The organism is Pseudomonas xantholysinigenes (genome assembly GCF_014268885.2).
In the GTDB taxonomy this organism is placed as follows: Bacteria; Pseudomonadota; Gammaproteobacteria; order Pseudomonadales; family Pseudomonadaceae; genus Aquipseudomonas; species Aquipseudomonas xantholysinigenes.
Map to the genome: position 1 here is coordinate 3774587 of NZ_CP077095.1, position 24384 is coordinate 3798970.

Annotated in this window: 21 protein-coding genes; 15 read left to right on the forward strand and 6 right to left on the reverse strand. The window is 63.1% G+C overall.

What is annotated here, in order from left to right:
* Positions 1-141: 141 nt before the first annotated feature.
* The 4 genes from xdhA (at position 142) to guaD (ending at position 6300) form a co-directional block, all read left to right on the forward strand.
* Positions 142-1596 carry a xanthine dehydrogenase small subunit gene (gene xdhA / locus HU772_RS16735; RefSeq protein ID WP_186661098.1) on the forward strand — a complete coding sequence of 485 codons (1455 nt, stop codon included), beginning with the start codon at positions 142-144 and terminating at the stop codon, positions 1594-1596.
* Entirely contained in the window at positions 1589-3988 is a 2400-nt protein-coding gene (gene xdhB, locus HU772_RS16740; RefSeq protein ID WP_186661097.1) for a xanthine dehydrogenase molybdopterin binding subunit, read from the forward strand. Before xdhA ends, xdhB begins: the two co-directional genes overlap by 8 nt.
* A gap of 151 nt (positions 3989-4139) precedes the next feature.
* Positions 4140-4985: a xanthine dehydrogenase accessory protein XdhC gene (gene xdhC, locus HU772_RS16745; RefSeq protein WP_186661095.1), complete on the forward strand. Its 846-nt coding sequence runs from the start codon at positions 4140-4142 to the stop codon at positions 4983-4985.
* Positions 4986-4995: 10 nt separating this feature from the next.
* Positions 4996-6300 (forward strand): guanine deaminase, encoded by a 1305-nt coding sequence (gene guaD / locus HU772_RS16750; RefSeq protein WP_186661094.1) that lies wholly within the window; start codon positions 4996-4998, stop codon positions 6298-6300.
* On the opposite strand, the gene aqpZ is transcribed toward guaD, so the two are convergent.
* Together aqpZ and HU772_RS16760 are read right to left on the reverse strand one after the other, a co-directional pair.
* Positions 6297-6995, reverse strand: a complete 699-nt coding sequence (aqpZ, locus tag HU772_RS16755) for an aquaporin Z (RefSeq protein WP_186661092.1) — start codon at positions 6993-6995, stop codon at positions 6297-6299. The two genes, guaD and aqpZ, sit on opposite strands and share 4 nt — an antisense overlap.
* A 151-nt stretch (positions 6996-7146) precedes the next feature.
* Positions 7147-7902 carry a GntR family transcriptional regulator gene (locus HU772_RS16760; RefSeq protein WP_186661091.1) on the reverse strand — a complete coding sequence of 252 codons (756 nt, stop codon included), beginning with the start codon at positions 7900-7902 and terminating at the stop codon, positions 7147-7149.
* A 356-nt stretch (positions 7903-8258) separates the two neighbouring features.
* On the opposite strand from HU772_RS16760, the gene HU772_RS16765 reads away from it, so the two are divergent.
* Positions 8259-9608 carry an NCS2 family permease gene (locus HU772_RS16765; RefSeq protein ID WP_186661090.1) on the forward strand — a complete coding sequence of 450 codons (1350 nt, stop codon included), beginning with the start codon at positions 8259-8261 and terminating at the stop codon, positions 9606-9608.
* Positions 9609-9901: 293 nt separating this feature from the next.
* Here HU772_RS16765 and uraH read toward each other — a convergent pair whose 3' ends face one another.
* Complete coding sequence (gene uraH, locus HU772_RS16770; protein ID WP_186661089.1) at positions 9902-10255, reverse strand: hydroxyisourate hydrolase; 354 nt, start codon at positions 10253-10255, stop codon at positions 9902-9904.
* A gap of 377 nt (positions 10256-10632) precedes the next feature.
* On the opposite strand from uraH, the gene puuE reads away from it, so the two are divergent.
* The 7 genes from puuE to HU772_RS16805 all read left to right on the forward strand — a co-directional run bounded on the left by puuE (position 10633) and on the right by HU772_RS16805 (position 17588).
* Complete coding sequence (gene puuE / locus HU772_RS16775) at positions 10633-11559, forward strand: allantoinase PuuE (protein WP_186661087.1); 927 nt, start codon at positions 10633-10635, stop codon at positions 11557-11559.
* Positions 11559-12074: a 2-oxo-4-hydroxy-4-carboxy-5-ureidoimidazoline decarboxylase gene (gene uraD, locus HU772_RS16780; protein WP_186661086.1), complete on the forward strand. Its 516-nt coding sequence runs from the start codon at positions 11559-11561 to the stop codon at positions 12072-12074. The genes puuE and uraD overlap by 1 nt, the downstream gene beginning before the upstream one ends.
* 56 nt (positions 12075-12130) lie before the next feature.
* On the forward strand, positions 12131-12634 hold the full coding sequence (locus tag HU772_RS16785) for an ureidoglycolate lyase (RefSeq protein ID WP_050706598.1): 504 nt from the start codon (positions 12131-12133) through the stop codon (positions 12632-12634).
* A gap of 56 nt (positions 12635-12690) precedes the next feature.
* Positions 12691-14010: a urate hydroxylase PuuD gene (locus tag HU772_RS16790; RefSeq protein ID WP_186661085.1), complete on the forward strand. Its 1320-nt coding sequence runs from the start codon at positions 12691-12693 to the stop codon at positions 14008-14010.
* Between the two features lie 161 nt (positions 14011-14171).
* Complete coding sequence (locus HU772_RS16795) at positions 14172-15527, forward strand: nucleobase:cation symporter-2 family protein (protein ID WP_186661083.1); 1356 nt, start codon at positions 14172-14174, stop codon at positions 15525-15527.
* 141 nt (positions 15528-15668) lie between these two features.
* Positions 15669-16454 (forward strand): outer membrane protein OmpK, encoded by a 786-nt coding sequence (locus HU772_RS16800; protein WP_186661081.1) that lies wholly within the window; start codon positions 15669-15671, stop codon positions 16452-16454.
* Positions 16455-16805: 351 nt separating this feature from the next.
* Positions 16806-17588 (forward strand): outer membrane protein OmpK, encoded by a 783-nt coding sequence (locus HU772_RS16805; RefSeq protein WP_186661079.1) that lies wholly within the window; start codon positions 16806-16808, stop codon positions 17586-17588.
* A 66-nt stretch (positions 17589-17654) separates the two neighbouring features.
* On the opposite strand, the gene HU772_RS16810 is transcribed toward HU772_RS16805, so the two are convergent.
* Positions 17655-17987 carry a hypothetical protein gene (locus HU772_RS16810; protein ID WP_225923036.1) on the reverse strand — a complete coding sequence of 111 codons (333 nt, stop codon included), beginning with the start codon at positions 17985-17987 and terminating at the stop codon, positions 17655-17657.
* Positions 17988-18111: 124 nt separating this feature from the next.
* Here HU772_RS16810 and HU772_RS16815 point away from each other — a divergent pair, with 124 nt between their 5' ends.
* A complete protein-coding gene (locus HU772_RS16815) occupies positions 18112-20055 on the forward strand; it encodes an LTA synthase family protein (protein ID WP_186661078.1) in 1944 nt (647 codons plus the stop codon).
* 53 nt (positions 20056-20108) lie between these two features.
* On the opposite strand, the gene HU772_RS16820 is transcribed toward HU772_RS16815, so the two are convergent.
* Complete coding sequence (locus HU772_RS16820; RefSeq protein ID WP_186661076.1) at positions 20109-21023, reverse strand: DUF808 domain-containing protein; 915 nt, start codon at positions 21021-21023, stop codon at positions 20109-20111.
* 132 nt (positions 21024-21155) lie between these two features.
* Between HU772_RS16820 and HU772_RS16825 the strand changes: the two genes are divergently transcribed.
* A complete protein-coding gene (locus HU772_RS16825) occupies positions 21156-21767 on the forward strand; it encodes a TetR/AcrR family transcriptional regulator (RefSeq protein WP_186661074.1) in 612 nt (203 codons plus the stop codon).
* Positions 21768-21896: 129 nt separating this feature from the next.
* Here HU772_RS16825 and HU772_RS16830 read toward each other — a convergent pair whose 3' ends face one another.
* The gene (locus HU772_RS16830) at positions 21897-22337 is read right to left on the reverse strand and encodes a GlcG/HbpS family heme-binding protein (RefSeq protein WP_186661072.1); all 441 of its coding nucleotides are present in this window, start codon (positions 22335-22337) and stop codon (positions 21897-21899) included.
* 257 nt (positions 22338-22594) lie between these two features.
* Between HU772_RS16830 and gcl the strand changes: the two genes are divergently transcribed.
* Positions 22595-24370, forward strand: coding sequence for a glyoxylate carboligase (gcl, locus tag HU772_RS16835; RefSeq protein ID WP_186661070.1), 1776 nt, complete (start codon positions 22595-22597; stop codon positions 24368-24370).
* Positions 24371-24384: the final 14 nt, after the last annotated feature.

Consider the following 24384-nt stretch of genomic DNA (forward strand, 5'->3'; position numbering starts at 1 on the left):
CTTTGGAAAAGGCTCGATGAGGCGGTTCGGCTGGGCTCGGATAAAATCTTGACCTTTGAGTCAGAAAATTATTGACCATCAGGTCAAGCGTTGCTTAGAGTCCGCCGGAACAACAATAAAACCATTGCGAGGCCCTCCCCCGTGATCCAGTTTCTCGTCAACCAGGAGCTGCGCAGCGAGCACGCCCTGGACCCGAACATGACGGTGCTGCAGTACCTGCGTGAGCACCTGGGCAAACCCGGCACCAAGGAAGGCTGCGCCAGCGGCGACTGTGGCGCCTGCACCGTGGTGGTCGGCGAACTCGTCGCGGACAACCAAGGCAACGACAGCATTCGCTACCGCAGCCTCAATTCGTGCCTGACGTTCGTTTCTTCGCTGCACGGTAAGCAACTGATCAGCGTCGAGGGCCTCAAGCACCAGGGTGAGCTGCACAGCGTGCAGAAAGCCATGGCCGACTGCCATGGCTCGCAATGCGGTTTCTGCACGCCGGGCTTCGTCATGTCGCTGTTCGCCCTGCAAAAGAACAGCAGCGGCCACGACCTGCACCAGGCCCAGGAAGCCCTGGCCGGCAACCTGTGCCGTTGCACCGGCTACCGGCCGATTCTCGATGCCGCCCAACAGAGCTGCGCCCGCCCCTGCAGCGACCAGTTCGACGTGCAGCAGGCGCAGACCATCGCTCGCCTCAAGGCCATCGCGCCGCAGCAGACCGGCGAGCTCAACAGCGGCGACAAGCGCTGCCTGGTACCGCTGACCGTGGCCGACCTGGCCGACCTCTACAGCTCGCACCCCGAGGCGCGCCTGCTGGCCGGCGGTACCGACCTGGCGCTGGAAGTCACCCAGTTCCACCGCACCCTGCCGGTGATGATCTACGTCGGCCATGTCGCCGAGCTCAAGCGCATCGACAAGACCTCCACCCACCTGGAGATCGGCGCCGCGACGCCACTGACCGACTGCTACACCGCCCTCAACGAGGAATACCCCGATTTCGGCGACCTGCTGCACCGCTTCGCCTCGCTGCAGATTCGCAACCAGGGCACCCTGGGTGGCAACATCGGCAATGCCTCGCCGATCGGCGACTCGCCACCCCTGCTGATCGCCCTGGATGCGCAGATCGTCCTGCGCCAGGGCGAGCGCCAGCGCACCTTGGCGCTGGAAGACTACTTCATCGACTACCGCATCACCGCGCGCCAGGACAGCGAGTTCATCGAGAAGATCATCGTGCCGCGCGCCAGCCACGACTGGACATTCCGCGCGTACAAGGTGTCCAAGCGCCTGGACGACGATATTTCCGCGGTATGCGCAGCGTTCAACCTGAGCATCGACAACGGTGTGGTCAGCGGCGTGCGCATCGCCTTCGGCGGCATGGCTGCCATCCCCAAGCGCGCCCGAGCCTGCGAAGCGGCCCTGCGCGGCAAGCCGTGGAACCAGGCCAGTGTCGAGCGCGCCTGCCAGGCCCTGGCCGAAGACTTCACCCCGCTCAGCGATTTCCGCGCCAGCCGCGAGTACCGCCTGCTGACCGCGCAGAACCTGCTGCGCAAGTACTTCATCGAACTGCAAACACCGCACATCGAAACCCGGGTGACCGCCTATGTCTAACCATCACGCCGTCAAGAGCCAGGCCGAGATGGCCGCATTGTTCAGCCAGGACCTGACCACCGGGGTCGGCCGCAGCCTCAAGCACGACAGCGCCGACAAGCACGTGGCGGGCGAGGCGGTGTACATCGACGACCGCCTGGAATTCCCCAACCAGCTGCACGTCTATGCGCGCACCGCGGACCGCGCCCACGCGCGCATCCTGCGCATCGACACCACGCCGTGCTACCAGTTCGAAGGGGTGCGCATCGCCATCACCCACGAAGACATCCCGGGGCTCAAGGACATCGGCCCGGTGGTCGCTGGCGACCCGCTGCTGGCCATCGACAAGGTCGAGTTCTTCGGCCAGCCGGTGCTCGCCGTGGCGGCCCGCGACCTTGATACCGCGCGCCGTGCGGCCATGGCCGCGATCGTCGAGTACGAAGACCTGGAGCCGGTGCTGGACGTGGTCGAAGCCCTGCGCAAGAAACACTTCGTACTCGACAGCCACACCCACCAGCGCGGTGACTCGGCTGCCGCCCTGGCCAGTGCGCCACACCGCATCCAGGGCAACCTGCACATCGGCGGCCAGGAGCACTTCTACCTGGAAACCCAGATCAGCTCGGTGATGCCCAGCGAAGACGGCGGCATGATCGTCTACTGCTCGACGCAGAACCCCACCGAGGTGCAGAAACTGGTCGCCGAGGTGCTCGATGTGCCGATGCACAAGATCGTCGTCGACATGCGCCGCATGGGCGGCGGCTTCGGTGGCAAGGAAACCCAGGCCGCCAGCCCCGCCTGCCTGTGCGCGGTGGTCGCGCGCCTGACCGGCCAGCCGACCAAGATGCGCCTGCCCCGTGTCGAAGACATGATGATGACCGGCAAGCGCCACCCGTTCTACGTCGAGTACGACGTCGGCTTCGACGACAGCGGCCGCCTGCACGGGATCAACTTCGACCTGGCCGGCAACTGCGGCTACTCGCCCGACTTGTCCGGCTCGATCGTCGACCGCGCCATGTTCCACTCCGACAACGCCTACTACCTGGGCGATGCCACCGTGCACGGCCACCGCTGCAAGACCAACACTGCCTCCAACACCGCCTACCGCGGTTTCGGCGGGCCGCAGGGCATGGTTGCCATCGAACAGGTGATGGACCATATCGCCCGCCACCTGGCCCTCGACCCGCTGGCGGTGCGCAAGGCCAACTACTACGGCAAGACCGAGCGCAACGTCACCCACTACTACCAGACCGTCGAGCACAACATGCTCGAGGAGATGACCGCCGAGCTCGAGGCCAGCAGCGACTACCACGAGCGCCGCGAGTCGATCCGTCGCTTCAACGCCAACAGCCCGGTGCTGAAGAAAGGCCTGGCACTGACCCCGGTGAAGTTCGGTATCTCGTTCACCGCCACCTTCCTCAACCAGGCAGGTGCATTGATCCACATTTATACCGACGGCAGCATCCACCTCAACCACGGCGGCACCGAGATGGGCCAGGGCCTGAACACCAAGGTCGCGCAGGTCGTGGCACAGGTGTTCCAGGTGGATTTCAACCGTATCCAGATCACCGCCACAAACACCGACAAGGTGCCCAACACCTCGCCGACCGCCGCCTCCAGCGGTGCCGACCTGAACGGCAAGGCCGCGCAGAATGCCGCCGAGATCCTCAAGAAGCGTCTGACCGAATTCGCCGCGCGGCACTACAACGTCACCGAGGAAGACGTCGAGTTCCGCAACGGCCATGTGCGCGTGCGCGACCAGATCGTCAGCTTCGAGCAACTGGTGCAGCAGGCCTACTTCGCCCAGGTGTCGCTGTCGACCACCGGTTTCTACCGCACGCCGAAGATCTTCTACGACCGCTCCCAGGCCCGTGGCCGGCCGTTCTACTACTTTGCCTTCGGCGCGGCGTGCGTGGAGGTGATCGTCGACACCCTGACCGGCGAGTACAAGATGCTGCGCGCCGACATCCTGCACGACGTCGGCGACTCGCTGAACCCGGCCATCGATATCGGCCAGGTCGAGGGCGGCTTCGTCCAGGGCATGGGCTGGCTGACCACCGAGGAACTGGTGTGGAACGCCAAGGGCAAGCTGATGACCAACGGCCCGGCCAGCTACAAGATCCCGGCGGTGGCCGACATGCCCATCGACATGCGGGTGAAACTGGTGGAGAACCGCAAGAACCCCGAAGACACGGTGTTCCACTCCAAGGCCGTGGGCGAGCCGCCGTTCATGCTCGGCATCGCCGCCTGGTGCGCGATCAAGGACGCGGTGGCGAGCATCGCCGACTACCGGGTGCAACCGAACATCGACGCGCCGTCGACGCCGGAGCGGGTGTTGTGGGGGTGCGAGCAGATGCGCAAGGCCGTGGCTGCGGCACAGCCCGCCGAACAGGAACTGGAACCCGTCACCCACTGACGCCGCCGCCCCCTGTAGGAGCGGCCTTGTGTCGCGAAAGGGCTGCGTAGCAGCCCCAGAAATCTTCATCGCTGCACAGATGTTGGGGCCGCTTCGCGCCCCTTTCGCGACACAAGGCCGCTCCTACAAGGGCACGAGGAGGATTCGGAACATGCACCAATGGATCAACGCCCTCGCCGACCACCAGTCCCGCGGCGAACCCTGCGTACTGGTGACCATCATCGAGGAGCGCGGCTCCACGCCGCGCAACGCCGGCTCGAAGATGGTGGTCAGCGCCAGCGCGCTGTACGACACCATCGGCGGCGGCCACCTGGAATTCAAGGCCCTGCACATCGCCCGGCAGATGCTCGAGGAGCAGCGCAGCACCCCACATCTGGAGCGCTTCAGCCTCGGTGCCAGCCTTGGCCAGTGCTGCGGCGGCGCGACCGTGCTGCTGTTCGAGCCGATGACCGGCGTACAGGCCGAGATCGCCGTGTTCGGCGCGGGCCATGTCGGCCGCGCTCTGGTACCCTTGCTCGCCGCGCTGCCCTGCCGGGTGCGCTGGATCGATTCGCGCGAACAGGAATTCCCCGAGGTCATCCCCAACGGGGTGAGCAAAGTCGTCAGCGAAGAGCCGGTGGACGAAGTCGCCGACCTGCCCGCCGGCAGCTACTGCATCGTCATGACCCACAACCACCAGCTGGACCTGGAACTGACCGCCGCCATCCTCAAGCGCAATGATTTCACCTGGTTCGGCCTGATCGGCTCGAAAACCAAGCGGGTCAAGTTCGAGCACCGCCTGCGCGAGCGTGGCTTCGACGACAACCTGCTGGCGCGCATGCGTTGCCCGATGGGCCTGGCCGAGGTCAAGGGCAAGCTGCCGATCGAGATCGCCGTGTCCATCGCCGCCGAGATCATTGCCACCTACAACGCCTGCTTTGGCCAGCATGACGCTGCCGTCAATGCAGGCCCCATCGCCCAATTGCTGCCGTCTTCGCGACGCAGCCAGACCCTTTGACGAGAGCCCCATGAGCGCAACCCGCAAAGCCTACCGAGCCGCCATCCTGCACAGCATCGCCGACCCTGCCGAGGTCGGCCTGGAGGCGTCCTGCGAATACTATGAAGACGGCCTGCTGGTGGTCGACGACGGCCGCATCAGCGCCCTCGGCCATGCCAGCGAGCTGCTGCCGACCCTGGACGCCGACATCCCGGTCGAACACCACCAGGATGCCCTGATCACTCCGGGCTTCATCGACACCCACATCCACTTCCCGCAGACCGGCATGATCGGCTCCTACGGCGAGCAGTTGCTGGACTGGCTGAACACCTACACCTTCCCCTGCGAGAAGCAATTCGCCGACAAGGCCCACGCCGACCAGGTGGCGAAGATCTTCCTCAAGGAGCTGCTGCGCAACGGCACCACCACCGCCCTGGTGTTCGGCAGCGTGCATCCGGAGTCGGTCAACGCCCTGTTCGAGGAAGCCGAGCGCCTGGACCTGCGCCTGATCGCCGGCAAGGTGATGATGGACCGCAACGCTCCCGACTACCTGACCGACACCGCCGAGTCGAGCTACCGCGACAGCAAGGCGCTGATCGAACGCTGGCACGGCAAGGGCCGCCTGCACTACGCGGTGACCCCGCGCTTCGCCCCGACCAGCACCCCGGAGCAGTTGGCGGCCGCCGGGCAGTTGCTCAAGGAGCACCCGGGGGTGTACATGCACACCCACCTGTCGGAGAACCTCAAGGAGATCGACTGGGTCAAGTCGCTGTTCCCCGAGCAAAAAGGCTACCTGGACGTCTACGACCACTTCGAGCTGCTGGGTGAGCGTTCGGTGTTCGCCCATGGCGTGCACCTGTGCGACGACGAGTGCCAGCGCCTGGCCGAGACCGGCTCGGCCATCGCCTTCTGCCCCACCTCCAACCTGTTCCTCGGCAGCGGCCTGTTCAACCTGCCGCAGGCCGAGCGTTTCAAGGTCAACGTGGGCCTGGGCACCGATGTCGGCGCCGGCACCAGCTTCTCGCTGCTCAACACCCTGAACGAGGCGTACAAGGTGATGCAGCTGCAAGGCGCGCGCCTGCACCCGTACAAGTCACTGTACCTGGCCACCCTCGGCGGCGCTCGCGCGCTGCGCCTGGACGATCGCATCGGCAGCCTGCGCCCAGGCAACGACGCCGACTTCGTGGTGCTCGACTACAAGGCCACCCCGCTCCTGGACTACCGCCTGCAGCAGTCCAAGAGCATCGAGGAGACCCTGTTCGTCCTCACCACCCTGGGCGATGATCGCACCGTGCGCGAGACCTACGCCGCCGGGCGCCGTGTGCACCAGCGCTAAGGTTGTTTCGCCAGCCCCCGGTACAAGGCGCCGCCGATCGCCGCCCCAATCAGCGGCGCCAGCCAGAACAGCCACAGCTGCTGCAAGGCCCAGCCACCGACGAACAATGCCGGCCCGGTGCTACGCGCCGGGTTCACCGAGGTATTGGTGACCGGGATCGAGATCAGGTGGATCAAGGTCAGCGCCAGGCCAATGGCGATCGGCGCGAACCCTGCCGGCGCCCGGGCATCGGTGGCGCCCATGATGATCACCAGGAACATCGCGGTCATCACCACTTCGCTGACAAAGCCCGCCGCCAGGCTGTAGCCGCCCGGCGAGTGCTCGGCATAACCGTTGGACGCCAGCCCGTTCGACAGCTCGAACCCCGCCTTGCCACTGGCGATGAAGTAGATCACCGCCGCGGCGAGGATGGCGCCGATCACCTGGGCAATCACGTAGGGCAACAGTTCTTTGGCCGGAAACCGCCCACCCACCACCAGGCCGAACGACACGGCGGGGTTGAGGTGACAACCGGAGATATGACCAATGGCGAAGGCCATGGTCAGGACGGTCAGGCCGAAGGCAAAGGCGACACCGAGGACACCGATGCCAACCGGTGAGCTGGCAGCCAGCACCGCGCTGCCGCAACCACCCAGGACCAACCAGAAAGTGCCGACCAGCTCGGCACCCATGCGCACACCCAGGGACGAACTCATGGAGCATTCCTCAAGTAATTGGACGCAACGGCTGCGCAAGCCCAACTACATTGAACAGGGGTTTGCAATTAGTAAATCTATCAGGGTCCCGGCAAATGGCCAGTAATGACAAGGGGCCGCAAAGCGGCCCCTGGGTCATGCAGGCAAACGTTCAACCCTTGGCGGTGGCCTTGGGCTTCTTCAGCAGGTGGGAGAACACCGCGTGCAGGTCGTCCGAGGCGCTTTCCTCGTCGAGGTTGAGCTTGCTGTCGATATGGTCCATGTGATGCATCATCAGGCTCACCGCCTGCTCGGCATCGCGCGCCTCGATGGCGTCGATCAGCTGCATGTGCTCGTCGTACGAGCAATGCGAGCGGTTGCCGCTCTCGTACTGGGCGATGATCAGCGAAGTCTGCGACACCAGGCTGCGCTGGAAGCTCACCAGCGGCGCATTGCCAGCGGCTTCGGCCAGCTTGAGGTGGAATTCGCCGGACAGGCGGATACCGGCGCCCCGGTCGCCACGGGAGAAGCTGTCGCGCTCCTCGCGGACCATGTGGCGCAGTTCGTTGAGCTGTTCGACGGTGGCGTGCTGCACCGCCAGCTCGGTGATGGCGCGCTCGACCATGCGCCGGGAGAAGAACACCTGGCGCGCCTCCTCGACCGTCGGGCTGGCCACCACCGCGCCGCGGTTGGGCCGCAGCAGCACCACGCTTTCATGGGCCAGGCGCGACAAGGCACGGCGGATGATGGTGCGGCTGACGCCGAAGATCTCGCCCAGCGCTTCCTCGCTCAACTTGGTGCCCGGTGCCAGGCGCTGCTCGAGGATCGCCTCGAAGATATGCGCGTAGACGATGTCGTCCTGGGTACCGCTGCGCCCGGCCTTGCCAGTGCGCGCAGGTTTTTTCAGAGGTTGCAGCTGTTCGTTCATGGGCTCTCGAGCACGAAGGATCTGCCAGTCGGACCGTGACTGTAATACCTGTCAGCGGGGGGATGGCAAGTCCGGGAAGAAAAATAGTGGGCCAAGGTATGGCGCCATTGTACACAGGCTGACCCGTTTCTGCAGGTGGCCTTTTACCTATATAGCCGTTGTACGGCAGTTTGTGCGCACAAAAGATAAAACATTATTTGCTTTCTTTGTACACAAAAGCATAATCCTGCGAGCAACTTCCTGACCCAAAAGTCAACAAAATGGTCGGATGTCTGCCACACCCCCTCGCGAAGCCCCCCAGTGCATGGCTCAGGACCCGGCTTCGAACAACAAGAAAGACTTGAGGAGTACTCGCTGTGGAAAGCCGCAAATCCGAAGCACCTACGCTGGATCTCGCTCCACCGCTCGAAACGGGCTGGCTGGAGCGGATTTTCAAACTCAAGCGACATGGCACTACCGTCAGGACCGAACTGATTGCCGGGGTGACCACCTTCATCACCATGGCCTACATCATCTTCGTCAACCCCAACATCATGGCCGACGCCGGCATCGACCACGGCGCGGCGTTCGTCGCCACCTGCATCGCCGCCGCCCTCGGCTGCCTGCTGATGGGCCTGTACGCCAACTGGCCGGTGGGCCTGGCGCCGGGCATGGGCCTCAACGCCTTCTTCACCTACACCGTGGTCGGCACCATGGGCTACAACTGGGAAACGGCGCTGGGGGCGGTGTTCGTCTCGGGCGTGCTGTTCATGTTCCTGACCGTTTCGCGGGTGCGCGAGTGGCTGCTCAACAGCATCCCGGTGAGCCTGCGCCATGCCATGGGGGCCGGCGTCGGATTGTTCCTCGGGCTGATCGGCCTGAAGACCGCCGGCATCATCGTCGACAGCCCGGCGACCCTGGTCAAGCTGGGCTCGTTGCATGAGCCTGGGCCACTGCTGGCGGCGGTGTGCTTCCTGTCGATCGCCATTCTCAGCTACAAGCGGGTGTTCGGCGCGATCCTGATCAGCATCATCGGCGTCACCCTGGCCGGCTGGGGCCTGGGCCTGGTCAAGTTCGGCGGGGTGATGTCGATGCCGCCGAGCCTGGCGCCGACCTGGATGGCCATGGACGTGGCCGGGGTGTTCAACGTCAGTATGATCAGCGTGGTGCTGGCGTTCCTGTTCGTGCACATGTTCGACACCGCCGGCACCTTGATGGGCGTAGCCCAGCGCGCCAACCTGGTGGCGCCGGACGGGCGCATCGAAAACCTGTCGCGGGCGCTGAAGGCCGACAGTACCTCCAGCGTGTTCGGCGCGGTGGTCGGGGTACCACCGGTGACCAGCTACGTGGAAAGTGCCGCGGGCGTGGCGGCGGGTGGGCGTACCGGCCTGACGGCCGTGGTGGTCGGCGTGCTGTTCGTCGCGGCGATGTTCTTTGCCCCGCTGGCCGGGATGATTCCGGCCTATGCCACCGCCGGCGCGCTGATCTATGTGGCGATGCTGATGATGGGCAGCATGGCGCATATCGAGTGGGACGAAGCCACCGACAGCATTCCGGCGATCGTCACGGTGATCATGATGCCGCTGACCTTCTCGGTGGCCGATGGCATTGCCCTGGGTTTCATCAGCTACGTGGCGCTGAAGGCCGGGACCGGCAAGTTCAAGGAGATCTCGGCGAGCTTGTGGGTACTGTGCCTGATCTTCATTGCCAAGTTCGTGTTCCTCTGAACTCACTGCAACAACCAAGGGCGCCTCGGCGCCCTTTCTTTTTTTGCCTGCTCGGCATGCCTGCTTCCACACATCCCCTGTAGGAGCGGCCTTGTGTCGCGAAAGGGCTGCGCAGCGGCCCCAGGGTCTCGCCCTCATGCAACATTACCGGGGCTGCTGCGCAGCCCTTTCGCGACACAAGGCCGCTCCTACACAAACCGTGCAAACCAACGCTCAGGGAAAACAACAGACGAAAAAAAGCCCGCCAGTGTGAGAGCGGGCCAAGGACCTACGAAGATTCTTCTAGCGACCAACTAGCTTCCACGATAGGTCGAATAGCTGTACGGCGAGATCAGCAGCGGCACGTGGTAATGCTCCTGCTGCTCGTCGATGCCGAAGCGCAGCACTACCACGTCGAGGAACGCGGCATCCGGCAGCTTCACGCCCTTGGCGCGGTAGTAGTCACCGGCGCTGAACTGCAATTGATAGACGCCAGTGCGGTAATCGTCACCTTGCAGCAGCGGCGCGTCGACGCGGCCATCGCTGTTGGTCAGGGCGGTGTTCACCAGCTCCAGCTGCTGGCCTTCGACGCGGTACAGCTCGACCTTGATCGAGCTGCCCGGGCAGCCATGCGCGGCGTCCAGTACGTGTGTGGTCAAACGTCCCATTTGCTTGTCGCCTCTTGTCGTATGCGTGGGCAAAAAATACACGGCAATCACCGGGCCCAGGGCCTGCGGCGTGCGGGAATGGAGTCATTAAGACAGTTTACGGATAAATTGTACACAATTTTTTCACCCCTTCCGACGCAACGCTCCAGAACACCCCGCCAGTCGCAAAGACGCGGCCTGTATCGACACCTAAGTTATTTGCTGACCAACCGGGCAGGTTTCTTGCAAGTGATTTCGCGCCGACAAAAGGGCAGAAATGCGGAAAAACAGGCTTACAAAAGATTTCAGAAGTTGTATACAATCAGCCCATCCGGTGGTGCGACATCCCGACGCGGCCCGCCCACCACCCGCACTAACGTACAAGAAGGAAGACTGCAGTGAGCGCTGACTACCCACGCGACCTGATCGGTTACGGCAACAACCCACCTCATCCGCAATGGCCGGGGAATGCCCGCATTGCGCTGTCCTTCGTGCTCAACTACGAAGAAGGTGGCGAGCGCAACATCCTGCACGGCGACAAAGAATCCGAAGCGTTCCTCTCCGAAATGGTCGCCGCCCAGCCACTGCAGGGCGCGCGCAACATGAGCATGGAGTCGCTCTACGAATACGGCAGCCGCGCCGGCGTCTGGCGCCTGCTCAAGCTGTTCAAGGACAGCGGCGTGCCGTTGACCATCTTCGCCGTGGCCATGGCCGCCCAACGCCACCCCGATGTGATCCGCGCCATGGTCGCCGCCGGCCACGAGATCTGCAGCCACGGCTACCGCTGGATCGACTACCAGTACATGGATGAAGCGCAAGAGCGCGAGCACATGCTCGAAGCCATCCGCATCCTCACCGAGATCACCGGCGAGCGCCCGCAAGGCTGGTACACCGGCCGCACCGGCCCTAACACCCGGCGCCTGGTGATGGAGGAAGGCGGCTTCCTCTATGACAGCGACACCTACGACGACGACCTGCCCTACTGGGAGCCGAACAATCCCACCGGCAAGCCGCACCTGGTGATCCCCTACACCCTGGACACCAACGACATGCGCTTTACCCAGGTACAGGGCTTCAACTGTGGCGAGCAGTTCTTCCAGTACCTCAAGGACGCCTTCGACGTGCTCTACGCCGAAGGCGCCGAGGCGCCGAAGATGCTCTCGATCGGCCTGCACTGCCGCCTGGTCGGGCGCCCGGCGCGCCTGGCCGCGCTCAAGCGCTTCATCGACTATGCCAAGAGCCACGACCAGGTCTGGTTCGCCCGTCGCGTGGACATCGCCCAGCACTGGCACGCCACCCACCCGTACAAGAAAGAGAACGCCTGATGACCGCCTTCAACACCCTCAAGCCCTCCACCCTGGACCGTGCCGCGTTCGTCGCCGCCTTCGCCGACATCTACGAGCACTCGCCATGGGTCGCCGAGAAGGCCTACGACCTCGGCCAGCTGGGTGAACTGGACGAAATCGAGGCACTGCACCAGCGCATGAGCGACATCCTGCTCAGCGCCAACCACGCCGACCAACTGGCCCTGATCAACGCTCACCCGGACCTCGCCGGCAAGGCAGCGATCCAGGGCGAGCTGACCGAATCGAGCACCAACGAACAGGCCGGTGCCGGTATCCACCAGTGCACCGCCGAAGAGTTCGCCCGCTTCACCGAACTCAACGACGCCTACAAGGCCAAGTTCCAGTTCCCGTTCATCATGGCGGTCAAGGGCAGCAACCGGCACCAGATCCTCGCCGCGTTCGAAAAACGCATCCACAACGATGCCGATGCCGAGTTCAAGGAAGCCCTGGCGCAGATCAACCTGATCGCCCTGTTCCGCCTGCTGCAGCTGTAAGGGCCTGGCCAGCCAGTCCCCCGAATCCAGAACAACGACATAGAAGAGATAACCGCATGCGCACCCTGATGATCGAACCCCTGAGCAAAGAAGCCTTCGCCCCCTTCGGTGACGTGATCGAAACCGACGGCAGCGACCACTTCATGATCAACAACGGTTCGACCATGCGCTTCCACAAGCTCGCCACGGTCGAGACCGCCGAGCCTGAAGATAAGGCGATCATCAGCATCTTCCGCGCCGACGCGCTGGACATGCCGCTGACCGTACGCATGCTGGAACGCCATCCGCTGGGCAGCCAGGCTTTCATCCCGCTGCTCGGCAACCCCTTTCTGATCGTGGTCGCGCCCGTTGGCGATGCACCTGTATCAGGCTTGGTCCGAGCCTTCCGCAGTAATGGCAGGCAGGGCGTTAATTACCATCGCGGCGTCTGGCACCACCCGGTGCTGACGATCGAAAAGCGGGATGACTTCCTGGTGGTTGATCGCAGTGGTTCCGGCAACAACTGCGATGAGCATTACTTCCCCGAGGAACAGATGTTGATCCTCAATCCCCACCAATAAGAAAAGGTCGGTCATCCAAGGTCCGCCCTGAGGGTGGCCGGCGAGAGGTACATACTGTGGAAGCACACCTTCACGAATGGCTGAACCTGAGCATTCGCTGGGTTCACATGATCACCGGCGTGGCCTGGATCGGTGCATCGTTCTACTTTGTCTGGCTGGAGAACCACCTGAACCGTAGCAACCCGCGCGATGGGTTGTCGGGTGACCTTTGGGCCATCCACGGTGGTGGCATCTACCACCTGGAAAAATACAAGCTGGCACCGCCGAAAATGCCCGAGAACCTGCACTGGTTCAAATGGGAAGCCTACTTCACCTGGATGTCCGGGATCGCCCTGCTGTGCGTGGTGTTCTACTGGAACCCAAGCCTTTACCTGCTGGCGCCCGGCAGCACCCTGAGTGGCGCCGAAGGCGTGGCCATCGGCATCGGCTCGCTGATCGCCGGCTGGTTCATCTACGACTTCCTCTGCGACTCGCCCCTGGGCAAGAAGCCGGCCCTGCTCGGCGCCGTGCTGTTCGTGCTGATCATTGCCGCCTGCTGGGGCTTCAGCCTGGTGTTCAGCGGCCGTGGCGCCTACCTGCACACTGGCGCGATCATCGGCACCATCATGGTCGGCAACGTGTTCCGCATCATCATGCCGGCCCAGCGCCAGCTGGTGGCGGCCATCGAGAACAACCAGACCCCGGACCCGGTATTGCCGGCCAAGGGCCTGCTGCGTTCGCGCCACAACAACTACTTCACCCTGCCAGTGCTGTTCATCATGATCAGCAACCACTTCCCGAGCACCTATGGCAGCCAGTACAACTGGCTGATCCTGGCCGGGATCGCGGTGGCCGCAGTCTTGATCCGTCACTACTTCAACACCCGCCACGACAGCAACAAGTACGCCTGGACCCTGCCCGTGGGCGCCCTGGCGATGATCTGCCTGGCCTACGTGACCGGCCCCAAGCCACTGCCGACTGCTCCTGAGCAGGCCGCGGCCAAGGTCGAGTACCAGCCGTTGCCGGCCACTGCCGTAGGTGGCAAGACTGCCGCCGAGCTGCGCGCCGAGGAAGCCGCCAAGCCAGCCCAGGCCGCTGCCGAGCAACCGGCCCAGGTCAACGCGCAAGCCGCCACCGGCAGTTTCGGCAAGATCCACGACGTCATCCAGGAACGCTGCACCGTGTGCCACTCGGCCAAGCCGACCAGCCCGCTGTTCAGCGCCGCCCCGGCCGGCGTGATGTTCGACACCCCGCAGCAGATCCAGGCCCAGGCCGCGCGCATCCAGGCGCAAGCCGTCGCCAGTCAGATCATGCCGCTGGGCAACATCACCCAGATGACCGTTGAAGAACGCAAGCTGGTCGGCGACTGGATCGCCAACGGCGCACGGGTCAACTAAAAAGCAGCTGCAAGCTGCAAGCCTCAAGCTGTAAGTCGTCAGGCAACAAGCAAGCATCGAGCCTCAGGCTTCGAGCGGAAACCACAAGCTTCTACCTTGAAGCTTGCCGCTTGAAGCTTGTGGCTTGGATCCGAGAATAAAAACAAAACTCGAGGTGCTGCATGTCCGAGTCACCCAAGGCGTACATCCCTGTTGCGCCGCCACGACAGCCCCTGCCCTTGTTCCAGCTGATCCTGGTGGGTCTGCAACACGTGCTGCTGATGTACGGAGGCGCCATCGCCGTGCCGCTGATCATCGGCCAGGCGGCGGGCCTGTCCCGCGAAGAAGTCGCCTTCCTGATCAACGCCGACCTGCTGGTCGCCGGCGTTGCCACCATCATCCAATCCTTCGGTATCGGCCCGGTCGGCATACGCATGCCGGTCATGATGGGCGCCAGCTTCGCCGCGGTCGGCAGCATGGTGGCCATGGCCGGCATGCCCGGCGTCGGCCTGCAGGGGATCTTCGGCGCGACCATCGCCGCCGGTTTCTTCGGCATGCTGATCGCGCCGTTCATGTCCAAGGTCGTGCGCTTCTTCCCTCCGCTGGTGACCGGCACGGTCATCACCTCCATTGGCCTGTCGCTGTTCCCGGTGGCGGTCAACTGGGCCGGCGGTGGGCAAGAGGCCACGGCCTTCGGCGCGCCGATCTACCTGATGGTCGCCGGCTTGGTGCTGGCGGTGATCCTGCTGATCAACCGCTTCATGCGCGGCTTCTGGGTCAACGTTTCGGTACTGGTGGGCATGGGCCTGGGCTACATCCTCGCCGGCTCCATCGGCATGGTCGACCTGTCGGGCCTGGACCAGGCACCCTGGCTGCAGGTGGTCACTCCGCTGCACTTCGGCATGCCGACCTTCAGCCTGGCGCCGATCCTGTCGATGTGCCTGGTGGTGGTGATCATTTTCGTCGAGTCCACCGGCATGTTCCTCGCCCTGGGCAAGGTCACCGACCGTGAAGTGACCCCGGGAATGCTGCGTCGCGGCTTGCTGTGCGATGCCGGCGCGTCGTTCGTCGCCGGGTTCTTCAACACCTTCACCCACTCCTCGTTCGCCCAGAACATCGGCCTGGTGCAGATGACCGGGGTACGTTGCCGCTACGTCACGGTGATGGCCGGCGCGCTGCTGATCCTGCTCAGCCTGCTGCCCAAGGCGGCGTTCCTGATCGCCTCGATCCCGCCTGCGGTACTGGGTGGCGCGTCCATCGCCATGTTCGGCATGGTCACCGCCACCGGCATCAAGATCCTCCAGGAGGCGGACATCGCTGACCGGCGCAACCAGTTGTTGGTGGCGGTCAGTGTCGGTTTCGGCCTGATCCCGGTGGTGCGCCCGGAGTTCTTCGCGCAGATGCCACAGTGGATGGAACCGATCACCCACAGCGGTATCGCCATGGCGACCGTCAGCGCCCTGGTGTTGAACCTGCTGTTCAACATCCTCGGTGGCGCCGATCGCGCCGCGCACAACGATGCCTGTCATCAGCATTGAGTGACAAGGGGCGGCGCCTGTCCGGCCGCCCCGCTCCACCCCTGTGGTAACGCGATGCCGTCGGCCCGCCGGAATGGGCCGCCCGGGGCGCCTGCGCGCCGAAAAAGCCCAAACAAAAACAATAAGTCCGGGAATCACAACATGAAGCGCATCACCTCGTCCGTTTTGCTGGGCAGCACCCTGCTGGCCACCCTTCCCGCCCACGCCGGCGAATGGCTGCAGTGGCATGGCGAAAGCCTGACCTACCTGTATGGCAAGGACTTCAAGATCAACCCCGACATCCAGCAGACGATCACCTTCGAACACGCCAACAAGTGGAAGTACGGCGACACCTTCCTGTTCATCGACAAGATCTTCTACAACGGCAAGGCCGATCCCGGCAAAGGCGTGACCACCTACTACGGTGAATTCAGCCCGCGCCTGTCGTTCGGCAAGATCCTCGACCGCAAACTGGCCTTCGGCCCGGTCAAGGACGTGCTGCTGGCCATGACCTACGAACGCGGCGAAGGCGACAACGAGGCCTACCTGATCGGCCCGGGCTTCGACCTCGACATTCCCGGCTTCAACTATTTCACCCTCAACTTCTACGTGCGCAACACCGAAGGCAGCCGCCCCGGCGACAACGTCTGGCAGATCACCCCGGCCTGGTCGTACACCATCCCCGTGGGCAAGTCCGACATCCTGATCGACGGTTACATGGATTGGGTGGTGGACAACGACCAGACCCGCCGCGGCACCTACCATGCCAACCTGCACTTCAACCCACAGGTCAAATACGACCTGGGCAAGGCCCTGAACCTGGGCGCCAAGCAGCTCTACGTAGGCTTTGAATACAGCTACTGGAAAGACAAGTACGGCATCGACAGCCGCGGCAACCTGGACAGCAACCAGAGCGTCGCCAGCGCCTTGGTGAAGGTGCATTTCTAAGCCAACGGGCCCACGCCCACCGATGTGACACCGTGCTCCAGGACGGAGCACTTGAGGCCAGGCGCGCAAGTGAGTAATCTGCGCGCCCCCTCGATCGGGGCAGGATGGATCCTGCCCGCGTTTGCTGACCACCGAGTCAATGATTCCGGGCGGTTGGCCGACGTGTTGCCAGCGTGAAATACCCATTTCATCCGTTCAGAAAGACGTCGAGCAGGATGGTTGTGCCCAACGTGGAAAAGTTGGCGCAGCTCTTGCCAAACAGCTGTGGCCAATCGAAAAAAGCTGACCCAAAAGACAAGAACAGCGCCCGAGCGCTGACAACAGATACAAATCAAGGGAGCGACACTCGCAATGCGTACCATCAATAGCCTGATCCTCGCCGGTGGCCTGCTGGCCTGCGGCGCCAGCCAAGCCGGCGACCTGCTGCAATGGCAGAACAACAGCCTGACCTACCTGTGGGGCAAGAACTTCAAGGTCAACCCTGAGACCCAGCAGACCTTCACCTTCGAGCACGCCGATGCGTGGAAGTACGGTGACAACTTCATCTTCTTCGACAAGATTTTCTACCAGGGCAAGAAAGACGCCGGCAATGGCCCGAACACCTATTACGGCGAGATCAGCCCGCGCCTGTCGTTCGGCAAGATCTTCGACCAGAAGCTCGAGTTCGGCCCAGTGAAGGACGTGCTGCTGGCGATGACCTACGAGTTCGGCGAGGGTGACACCGAGTCGTACCTGATCGGCCCCGGCTTCGACCTGGCCATCCCCGGCTTCGACTACTTCCAGCTGAACTTCTACCAGCGCACCACCGACGGCAGCCGCCCGGGTGACAATGTCTGGCAGATCACCCCGGTATGGTCGTACACCATCCCTGTCGGCTCCTCCGACATCCTGATCGATGGCTACATGGACTGGGTCGTGGACAACGACGAGAACCGTCGTGGCACCTACCAGGCGAACCTGCACTTCAACCCGCAGGTCAAGTACGACCTGGGCAAGGCCTTGCACTTCGGCGAGAAGCAGCTGTACGTGGGTATCGAGTACGACTACTGGAAGAACAAGTACGGCATCAAGGACAGCGATGCCTTCACCACCGACCAGAACACCATGAGCTTCTTGGTGAAAGTTCACTTCTGATCGAAAAAGAAACAGCGCCTTTCGAAAGGCGCTGTTTCTTTATAAATTTTAAGAGCCTCCTTACAACTAAATAGGAAATTTCCTACCCGACAAGCAGCTCACTTTCCAGATCAGCATAAGCCCACCTGGTAAAAGTCCCCCCAACATCATCAACAGAAACTCAACCTGGTAGTGTTCAAGCACCCGCCAGATATCGAGCATCAGCATCACCAAATTGATCACCATGGCCACTCCAAGCATCGCAAAGCACTTGATCAAACCCTTGGCAGTCGTGTCATGCAGCAAAAACCGCACACCCAACACCCCCCAAGCCAGCGCCGCCAAAAGATACAGCGCCAGATGATATACGTCGTAGTTCAGTACCTGGCCAAACATGATCACCTCCGAGACAAACTTCATATTAAGAACCCGAACGATTAAAGTCGACCCACACTAATTGCCTGCATTTTTTTTACATTTTTTTTGCAAACCGCTCGATAGCCTACTGACCATTCTGCACCGCTAATGGACATAGGAAAACTTCATGCGCACCTCACTTGCCGCGCCCTGGCGCTTCCTGCTGTTACTCTGCACAACCTGGCTCGGCATTTTTATATTGACCCGCGTGGTTTTGCTGACCGCCCACGCCGACACGTTTAGCGGCAACTCACTGTCAGTGTTTCTCGGTGGTGCGTTGTATGACCTGAGCTTCCTAAGCTACGCCGCGCTGCCGCTGGGCCTGTACCTGGCGTTGTGCCCAGGATTCTTGTGGCGCACCCGCCTCCACCGCTGGCTGCTGCAAGGCGTGCTGTCGGCAAGCCTGTTCCTGATGCTGTTCATCGCGGTGGCCGAGTGGCTGTTCTGGGACGAGTTCGGCGTGCGCTTCAACTTTATCGCCGTGGACTACCTGGTGTACTCCAAGGAAGTGATGGACAACATCCGCGAGTCCTATCCGTTGCCCGCACTGCTGGGCAGCCTGGCGTTGGTGACACTGCTGCTCACCTTGCTGCTGCGCAGACCGCTGCTGCGCGCCCTTGCGGGTGCGCCGATCACCAGTCGTCAGCGCCTGATGGGCCTTGGCTTGCTGACCGGACTGGGAGTGGTGTCTGTGCTGGTGGTCGACCAGCAGTTCCCTCGTGGCCAGGGCGGCAACGCTTACCAGCGCGAGCTGGCCAGCAACGGTCCGTACCAGTTCTTTGCCGCCTTCCGCAACAACGAGCTCGACTACAACCAGTTCTACACCAGCCTTGGCGCCGACATGGTAGGCGCGCAAATGCATCAGGAGCTGGCCACCGCCAACGCTCGCCTGGAGGCCCGTGAGCCCCAGGACATCCGCCGTCACATCAGCGCCAGGGGAGCATTGCGCAAGCCCAACATCATCCTGGTGACCCTCGAGAGCTTCAGCGCCAAGTACATGGGCAGCAACGGCCACCCAGAAAACCTCACACCCAATCTCGATGCGCTGCGAAGCCAGAGCCTGTACTTCAATAACTTCTACGCCACCGGCACCCGCACCGACCGTGGCCTGGAAGCCATCACCCTGTCGATCCCTCCCACTCCGGGCCGTTCGATCGTCAAGCGCATCGGCCGGGAAGGCGGCTATGCCAGCCTGGGCCAACAGTTGACGGCGATCGGCTATGACGCCGTGTACGTCTATGGCGGGCGCGGCTACTTTGACAACATGAACGCCTTTTTCAGTGGCAATGGTTACCGCATCGTCGACCAGAGCAGCGTCGACGAGAACGAGATCAGCTTCAAGAACGCCTGGGGCATGGCCGACGAGGATCTGTATCGCCAGGCGATCAAGCTGGCGGATACCGACCACGCCGCGCAAAAGCCATTCTTCCTGCAGTTGATGACCACTTCCAACCATCGCCCGTACACCTATCCCGACGGCCGAATCGACCTCCCATCGGGCGACGGGCGCGAGGGCGCAGTGAAATACACCGACTACGCCATCGCCCAATTCCTGCGCCAGGCCAAAGAAAAACCCTGGTTCGACAATACCCTGTTCGTGATTGTCGCCGACCACACCGCGGGCAGCGCCGGCAAGGAGGACCTGCCGGTCAACAACTACCAGATCCCGCTGTGGATCTATGCGCCGAAAATGATCGAGCCGCAGGAGAACCCGCAACTGGCGAGCCAGATCGATCTGGCACCCACCCTGCTCGGCCTGCTCAACCTGAGCTACACCTCGACCTTCTTCGGCCGTGACCTGCTACAAGACGACGACCTTCCACCACGGGTGCTGATCGGCAACTACCAGCACCTGGGGCTTTTCGACGGCAAGGACCTGGCGATCCTCAGCCCTCGCGGCGGCCTGCGCGTACATGAAGATGCGCTGGGCAACAGCCGCGAGACTAGCGTGACTGAGGACAACCCGTTGATTCGCCGAGCGATCGCCTATTACCAGAGCGCCGCCTACGGCTTCAGCCAAGGATTGCTGGCGTGGGAGCCAGAAGAGAAAGGTGTCGCTGTCAGCCCTTGAGCCCTTGCTTCAATGGCGGTTCGCCGGCTTGCCGGCGAACCGCTGCACCCGCCTCAGCGAGCAGGCCGCACACGCCGCCATAGTTTGCCCAGCACGCTCACCAGCGCCAGCACCACGGCCCCGGCCACTACACCGGCCACGCCGTTGAGCAGCGCCCCGGTCAACGCCCCGCCCCGCCCTTCGCTGAACGCCTCGATGGCGTGATGCAGCGGCGCGATGCCGTGCACCAGGATGCCGCCGCCGACCAGGAACATGGCAGCGGTACCGATCACCGACAAGCCTTTCATCATGTACGGCGCCGCGCGCAGGATGCCGTTGCCGACCGCGCGGGACAGGCTCGATGCCCGTTGCGTCATCCACAGCCCCAGGTCATCGAGCTTGACGATACCGCCCACCAGGCCATAGACACCGATGGTCATGACCACCGCGATGCCCGACAGCACGACGATCTGCTGGCTCAACGGCGCGTCGGCGACGATGCCCAGGGTAATCGCGATGATCTCGGCGGAGAGGATGAAGTCGGTGCGCACCGCGCCCTTGATCTTGCTCTTCTCATAGGCCACCAGGTCGACATTGGCGTCGGCCAGGGCTTCCTTGCGCGCCTCGTGCTGCGCCTCGTCGTCGTCCTTGCTGTGCAGGAACTTGTGCGCCAGCTTCTCGAAACCCTCGAAGCACAGGTAGGCGCCGCCGACCATCAACAGCGGCGTCACCGCCCAGGGGATGAAGGCGCTGATCAACAGCGCCGCCGGCACCAGGATCGCCTTGTTCACCAGCGAGCCCTTGGCCACCGCCCAGACCACCGGAAGCTCCCGATCGGCGCGCACACCGGTGACCTGCTGGGCGTTGAGCGCCAGGTCGTCGCCCAGCACCCCGGCGGTCTTCTTCGCCGCGACCTTGGTCATCAGCGAGACATCGTCGAGCACCGTGGCGATGTCGTCGATCAATACCAGTAGACTGCTTCCTGCCATGTTTGCCTGTTTCCAATGGGTTGAATGCAGCCGATTCTAGCCGAAAGTCGCTGCCTTGAGCGTCCGTCGGGGCGGGTGCTACCATGCCGGACCCTTCTTGCAAGGGGCCAGACACGAGGAAGATCCCCGACAATGAGCACCATTCGCGAGCGCAACAAGGAACTGATCCTGCGCGCGGCCAGTGAAGAATTCGCCGACAAGGGCTTCGCCGCCACCAAGACCAGCGACATCGCGGCCAAGGCTGGCCTGCCCAAGCCGAACGTCTACTACTACTTCAAGTCGAAGGAAAACCTCTACCGCGAAGTGCTGGAGAGCATCATCGCGCCGATCATGCAGGCTTCGACGCCGTTCAACGCCGACGGTGATCCCAAAGAAGTGCTGAGCGCCTACATCCGCTCGAAGATCCGCATCTCCCGCGACCTGCCGCACGCCTCCAAGGTGTTCGCCAGCGAGATCATGCATGGCGCGCCGCACCTGTCGCCGCGCCAGGTCGAGCAGCTCAACGAGCAGGCCCGGCACAACATCGAATGCATCCAGCGCTGGCTCGAGCGTGGACAGATCGCCAACGTCGACCCGCACCACCTGATGTTCAGCATCTGGGCGGCGACCCAGACCTACGCGGATTTCGACTGGCAGATCGCCGTGGTGACCGGCAAGGCCAAGCTGGCCGACGACGATTACGATGCGGCGGCCGAGACCATCATTCGCCTGGTGCTCAAGGGCTGTGAGCCCGAGGCGGCCTGATAGGACCAATGGGGCTGCCGTGCAGCCCGTTCGCGGCACAAGGCCGCTCCTACAGAGGTTATGCATTTCCCTGTAGGAGCGGCCTTGTGTCGCGATGGGCTGCGGAGCGGCCCCAAAAAATGACGAGCCTTACGCAGCAACCCCCGCATCCGCCGTCAGCCCCACCTCTTCGATCGCACTGATCGCGCACTGCTCGTCGATATCCGACGTATCCCCGCTGATCCCCACCGCGCCCAGCACCTTGCCCTCCTGGTCACGTACCAGCACGCCACCCGGCACCGGCACCACCGGCCGCTCGCCCAGCCCGTTCAGCGCGGCATAGAACGCCGGGCGCTGCTGCGAATCCAGCGCCAGCAGGCGCGAACCCTTGCCCAAGGCCACCGCGCCCCAGGCCTTGCCGATGGCCACCTCCGGGCGCAGCAGGCTGGCGCCGTCCTCGCGCTGCAGGGCCAGCAGGTGCCCGCCGGCGTCGAGCACCGCCACGGTCAGCGGTGCGGCGTTGATCTTGCGGCCCGCGGCAAGGGCGGCGTTGACCACGCCAACCGCGACTTTCAGGGTCAATGCGTTCATGAAAAGGTCCTCTTCTTGTTGTGAGAAGCCCTGAGGGCAGTTGAAAACCAATAGACAAGATAGAACACAACAAAGACACCATTTGTATACAATTTTTTAGATCAATCGCCAAAGGTGCGACGAAATGCCGCCATGACGGGGCATGACCGCCTGGTCAGACCTGCCGACGAAAATGGATTGACCTTTTGCGTCGACCATGAATACACTCTACCGCAACGTAAGTTGTATACAATTACAAAATCGATGAGGCACAAACCATGAGCAAAATGAGAGCAATCGATGCAGCCGTTCTGGTCATGCGCCGTGAAGGTGTAGATACCGCGTTCGGCATTCCAGGCGCCGCCATCAACCCGCTGTACTCGGCCCTGAAAAAAGTCGGTGGCATCGATCACGTCCTCGCTCGCCACGTCGAAGGTGCCTCGCACATGGCCGAGGGCTACACCCGCGCCAACCCGGGCAACATCGGCGTGTGCATCGGTACCTCCGGCCCTGCCGGCACCGACATGGTCACCGGCCTGTACAGTGCCTCGGCCGACTCTATCCCGATCCTCTGCATCACCGGCCAGGCCCCGCGCGCGCGCCTGCACAAGGAAGACTTCCAGGCTGTCGACATCACCAGCATCGTCAAGCCAGTCACCAAGTGGGCGACCACCGTCCTGGAGCCAGGCCAGGTGCCCTACGCCTTCCAGAAGGCCTTCTATGAAATGCGCACCGGCCGCCCAGGCCCGGTGCTGATCGACCTGCCGTTCGACGTGCAGATGGCCGAAATCGAATTCGACATCGACGCCTACGAGCCGCTGCCGGTGCACAAGCCGTCCGCCACCCGGGTACAGGCCGAAAAAGCCCTGGCTCTGCTCAATGACGCCGAGCGCCCGCTGCTGGTGGCCGGTGGTGGCATCATCAACGCCGACGCCAGCGACAAGCTGGTCGAGTTCGCCGAACTGACCGGCGTGCCAGTGATCCCGACCCTGATGGGCTGGGGCACCATCCCGGACGATCACCAACTGATGGTCGGCATGGTCGGCCTGCAGACCTCGCACCGTTACGGCAACGCCACCCTGCTCAAGTCCGACCTGGTGTTCGGCATCGGCAACCGCTGGGCCAACCGCCACACCGGCTCCGTCGACGTTTACACCGAAGGTCGCAAGTTCGTTCACGTCGACATCGAACCGACCCAGATCGGTCGCGTGTTCACCCCTGACCTGGGTATCGTTTCCGATGCCGGCAAGGCACTGGATGCGTTCCTCGAAGTGGCCCGCGAGTGGAAAGCCGCAGGCAAGCTGAAGTGCCGCAAGGCCTGGCTGGCAGACTGCCAGGAGCGCAAGGCGACCCTGCAGCGCAAGACCCACTTCGACAACGTGCCGGTCAAGCCGCAGCGCGTGTACGAAGAGATGAACCAGGTGTTCGGCAAGGACACCACCTACGTCAGCACCATCGGCCTGTCGCAGATCGCCGGCGCGCAGTTCCTGCACGTGTACAAGCCACGCCACTGGATCAACTGCGGCCAGGCCGGCCCGCTGGGCTGGACCATCCCTGCCGCCCTGGGCGTCGTAAAAGCCGATCCGCAACGCAAGGTGGTCGCGCTGTCCGGTGACTACGACTTCCAGTTCATGATCGAAGAGCTGGCGGTGGGCGCGCAGTTCAACCTGCCGTACGTCCACGTGCTGGTGAACAACGCCTACCTCGGCCTGATCCGCCAGGCCCAGCGTGGCTTCGACATGGATTACTGTGTACAACTGGCGTTCGAGAACATCAACTCCACCGACGCCGCCACCTACGGTGTCGACCACGTCGCCGTGGTCGAAGGCCTGGGCTGCAAGGCCATCCGCGTGTTCGAACCGGCCGAGATCGCCCCTGCCCTGCTCAAGGCGCAGAAGATGGCCGAAGAGTTCCGCGTGCCGGTGGTGGTCGAGGTGATCCTCGAGCGCGTCACCAACATTTCCATGGGCACCGAGATCAACGCGGTCAACGAGTTCGAAGACCTCGCCCTGGTCGGCAACGACGCGCCAACCGCCATCTCGCTGCTGGACTGATCGCCTGACGCCCC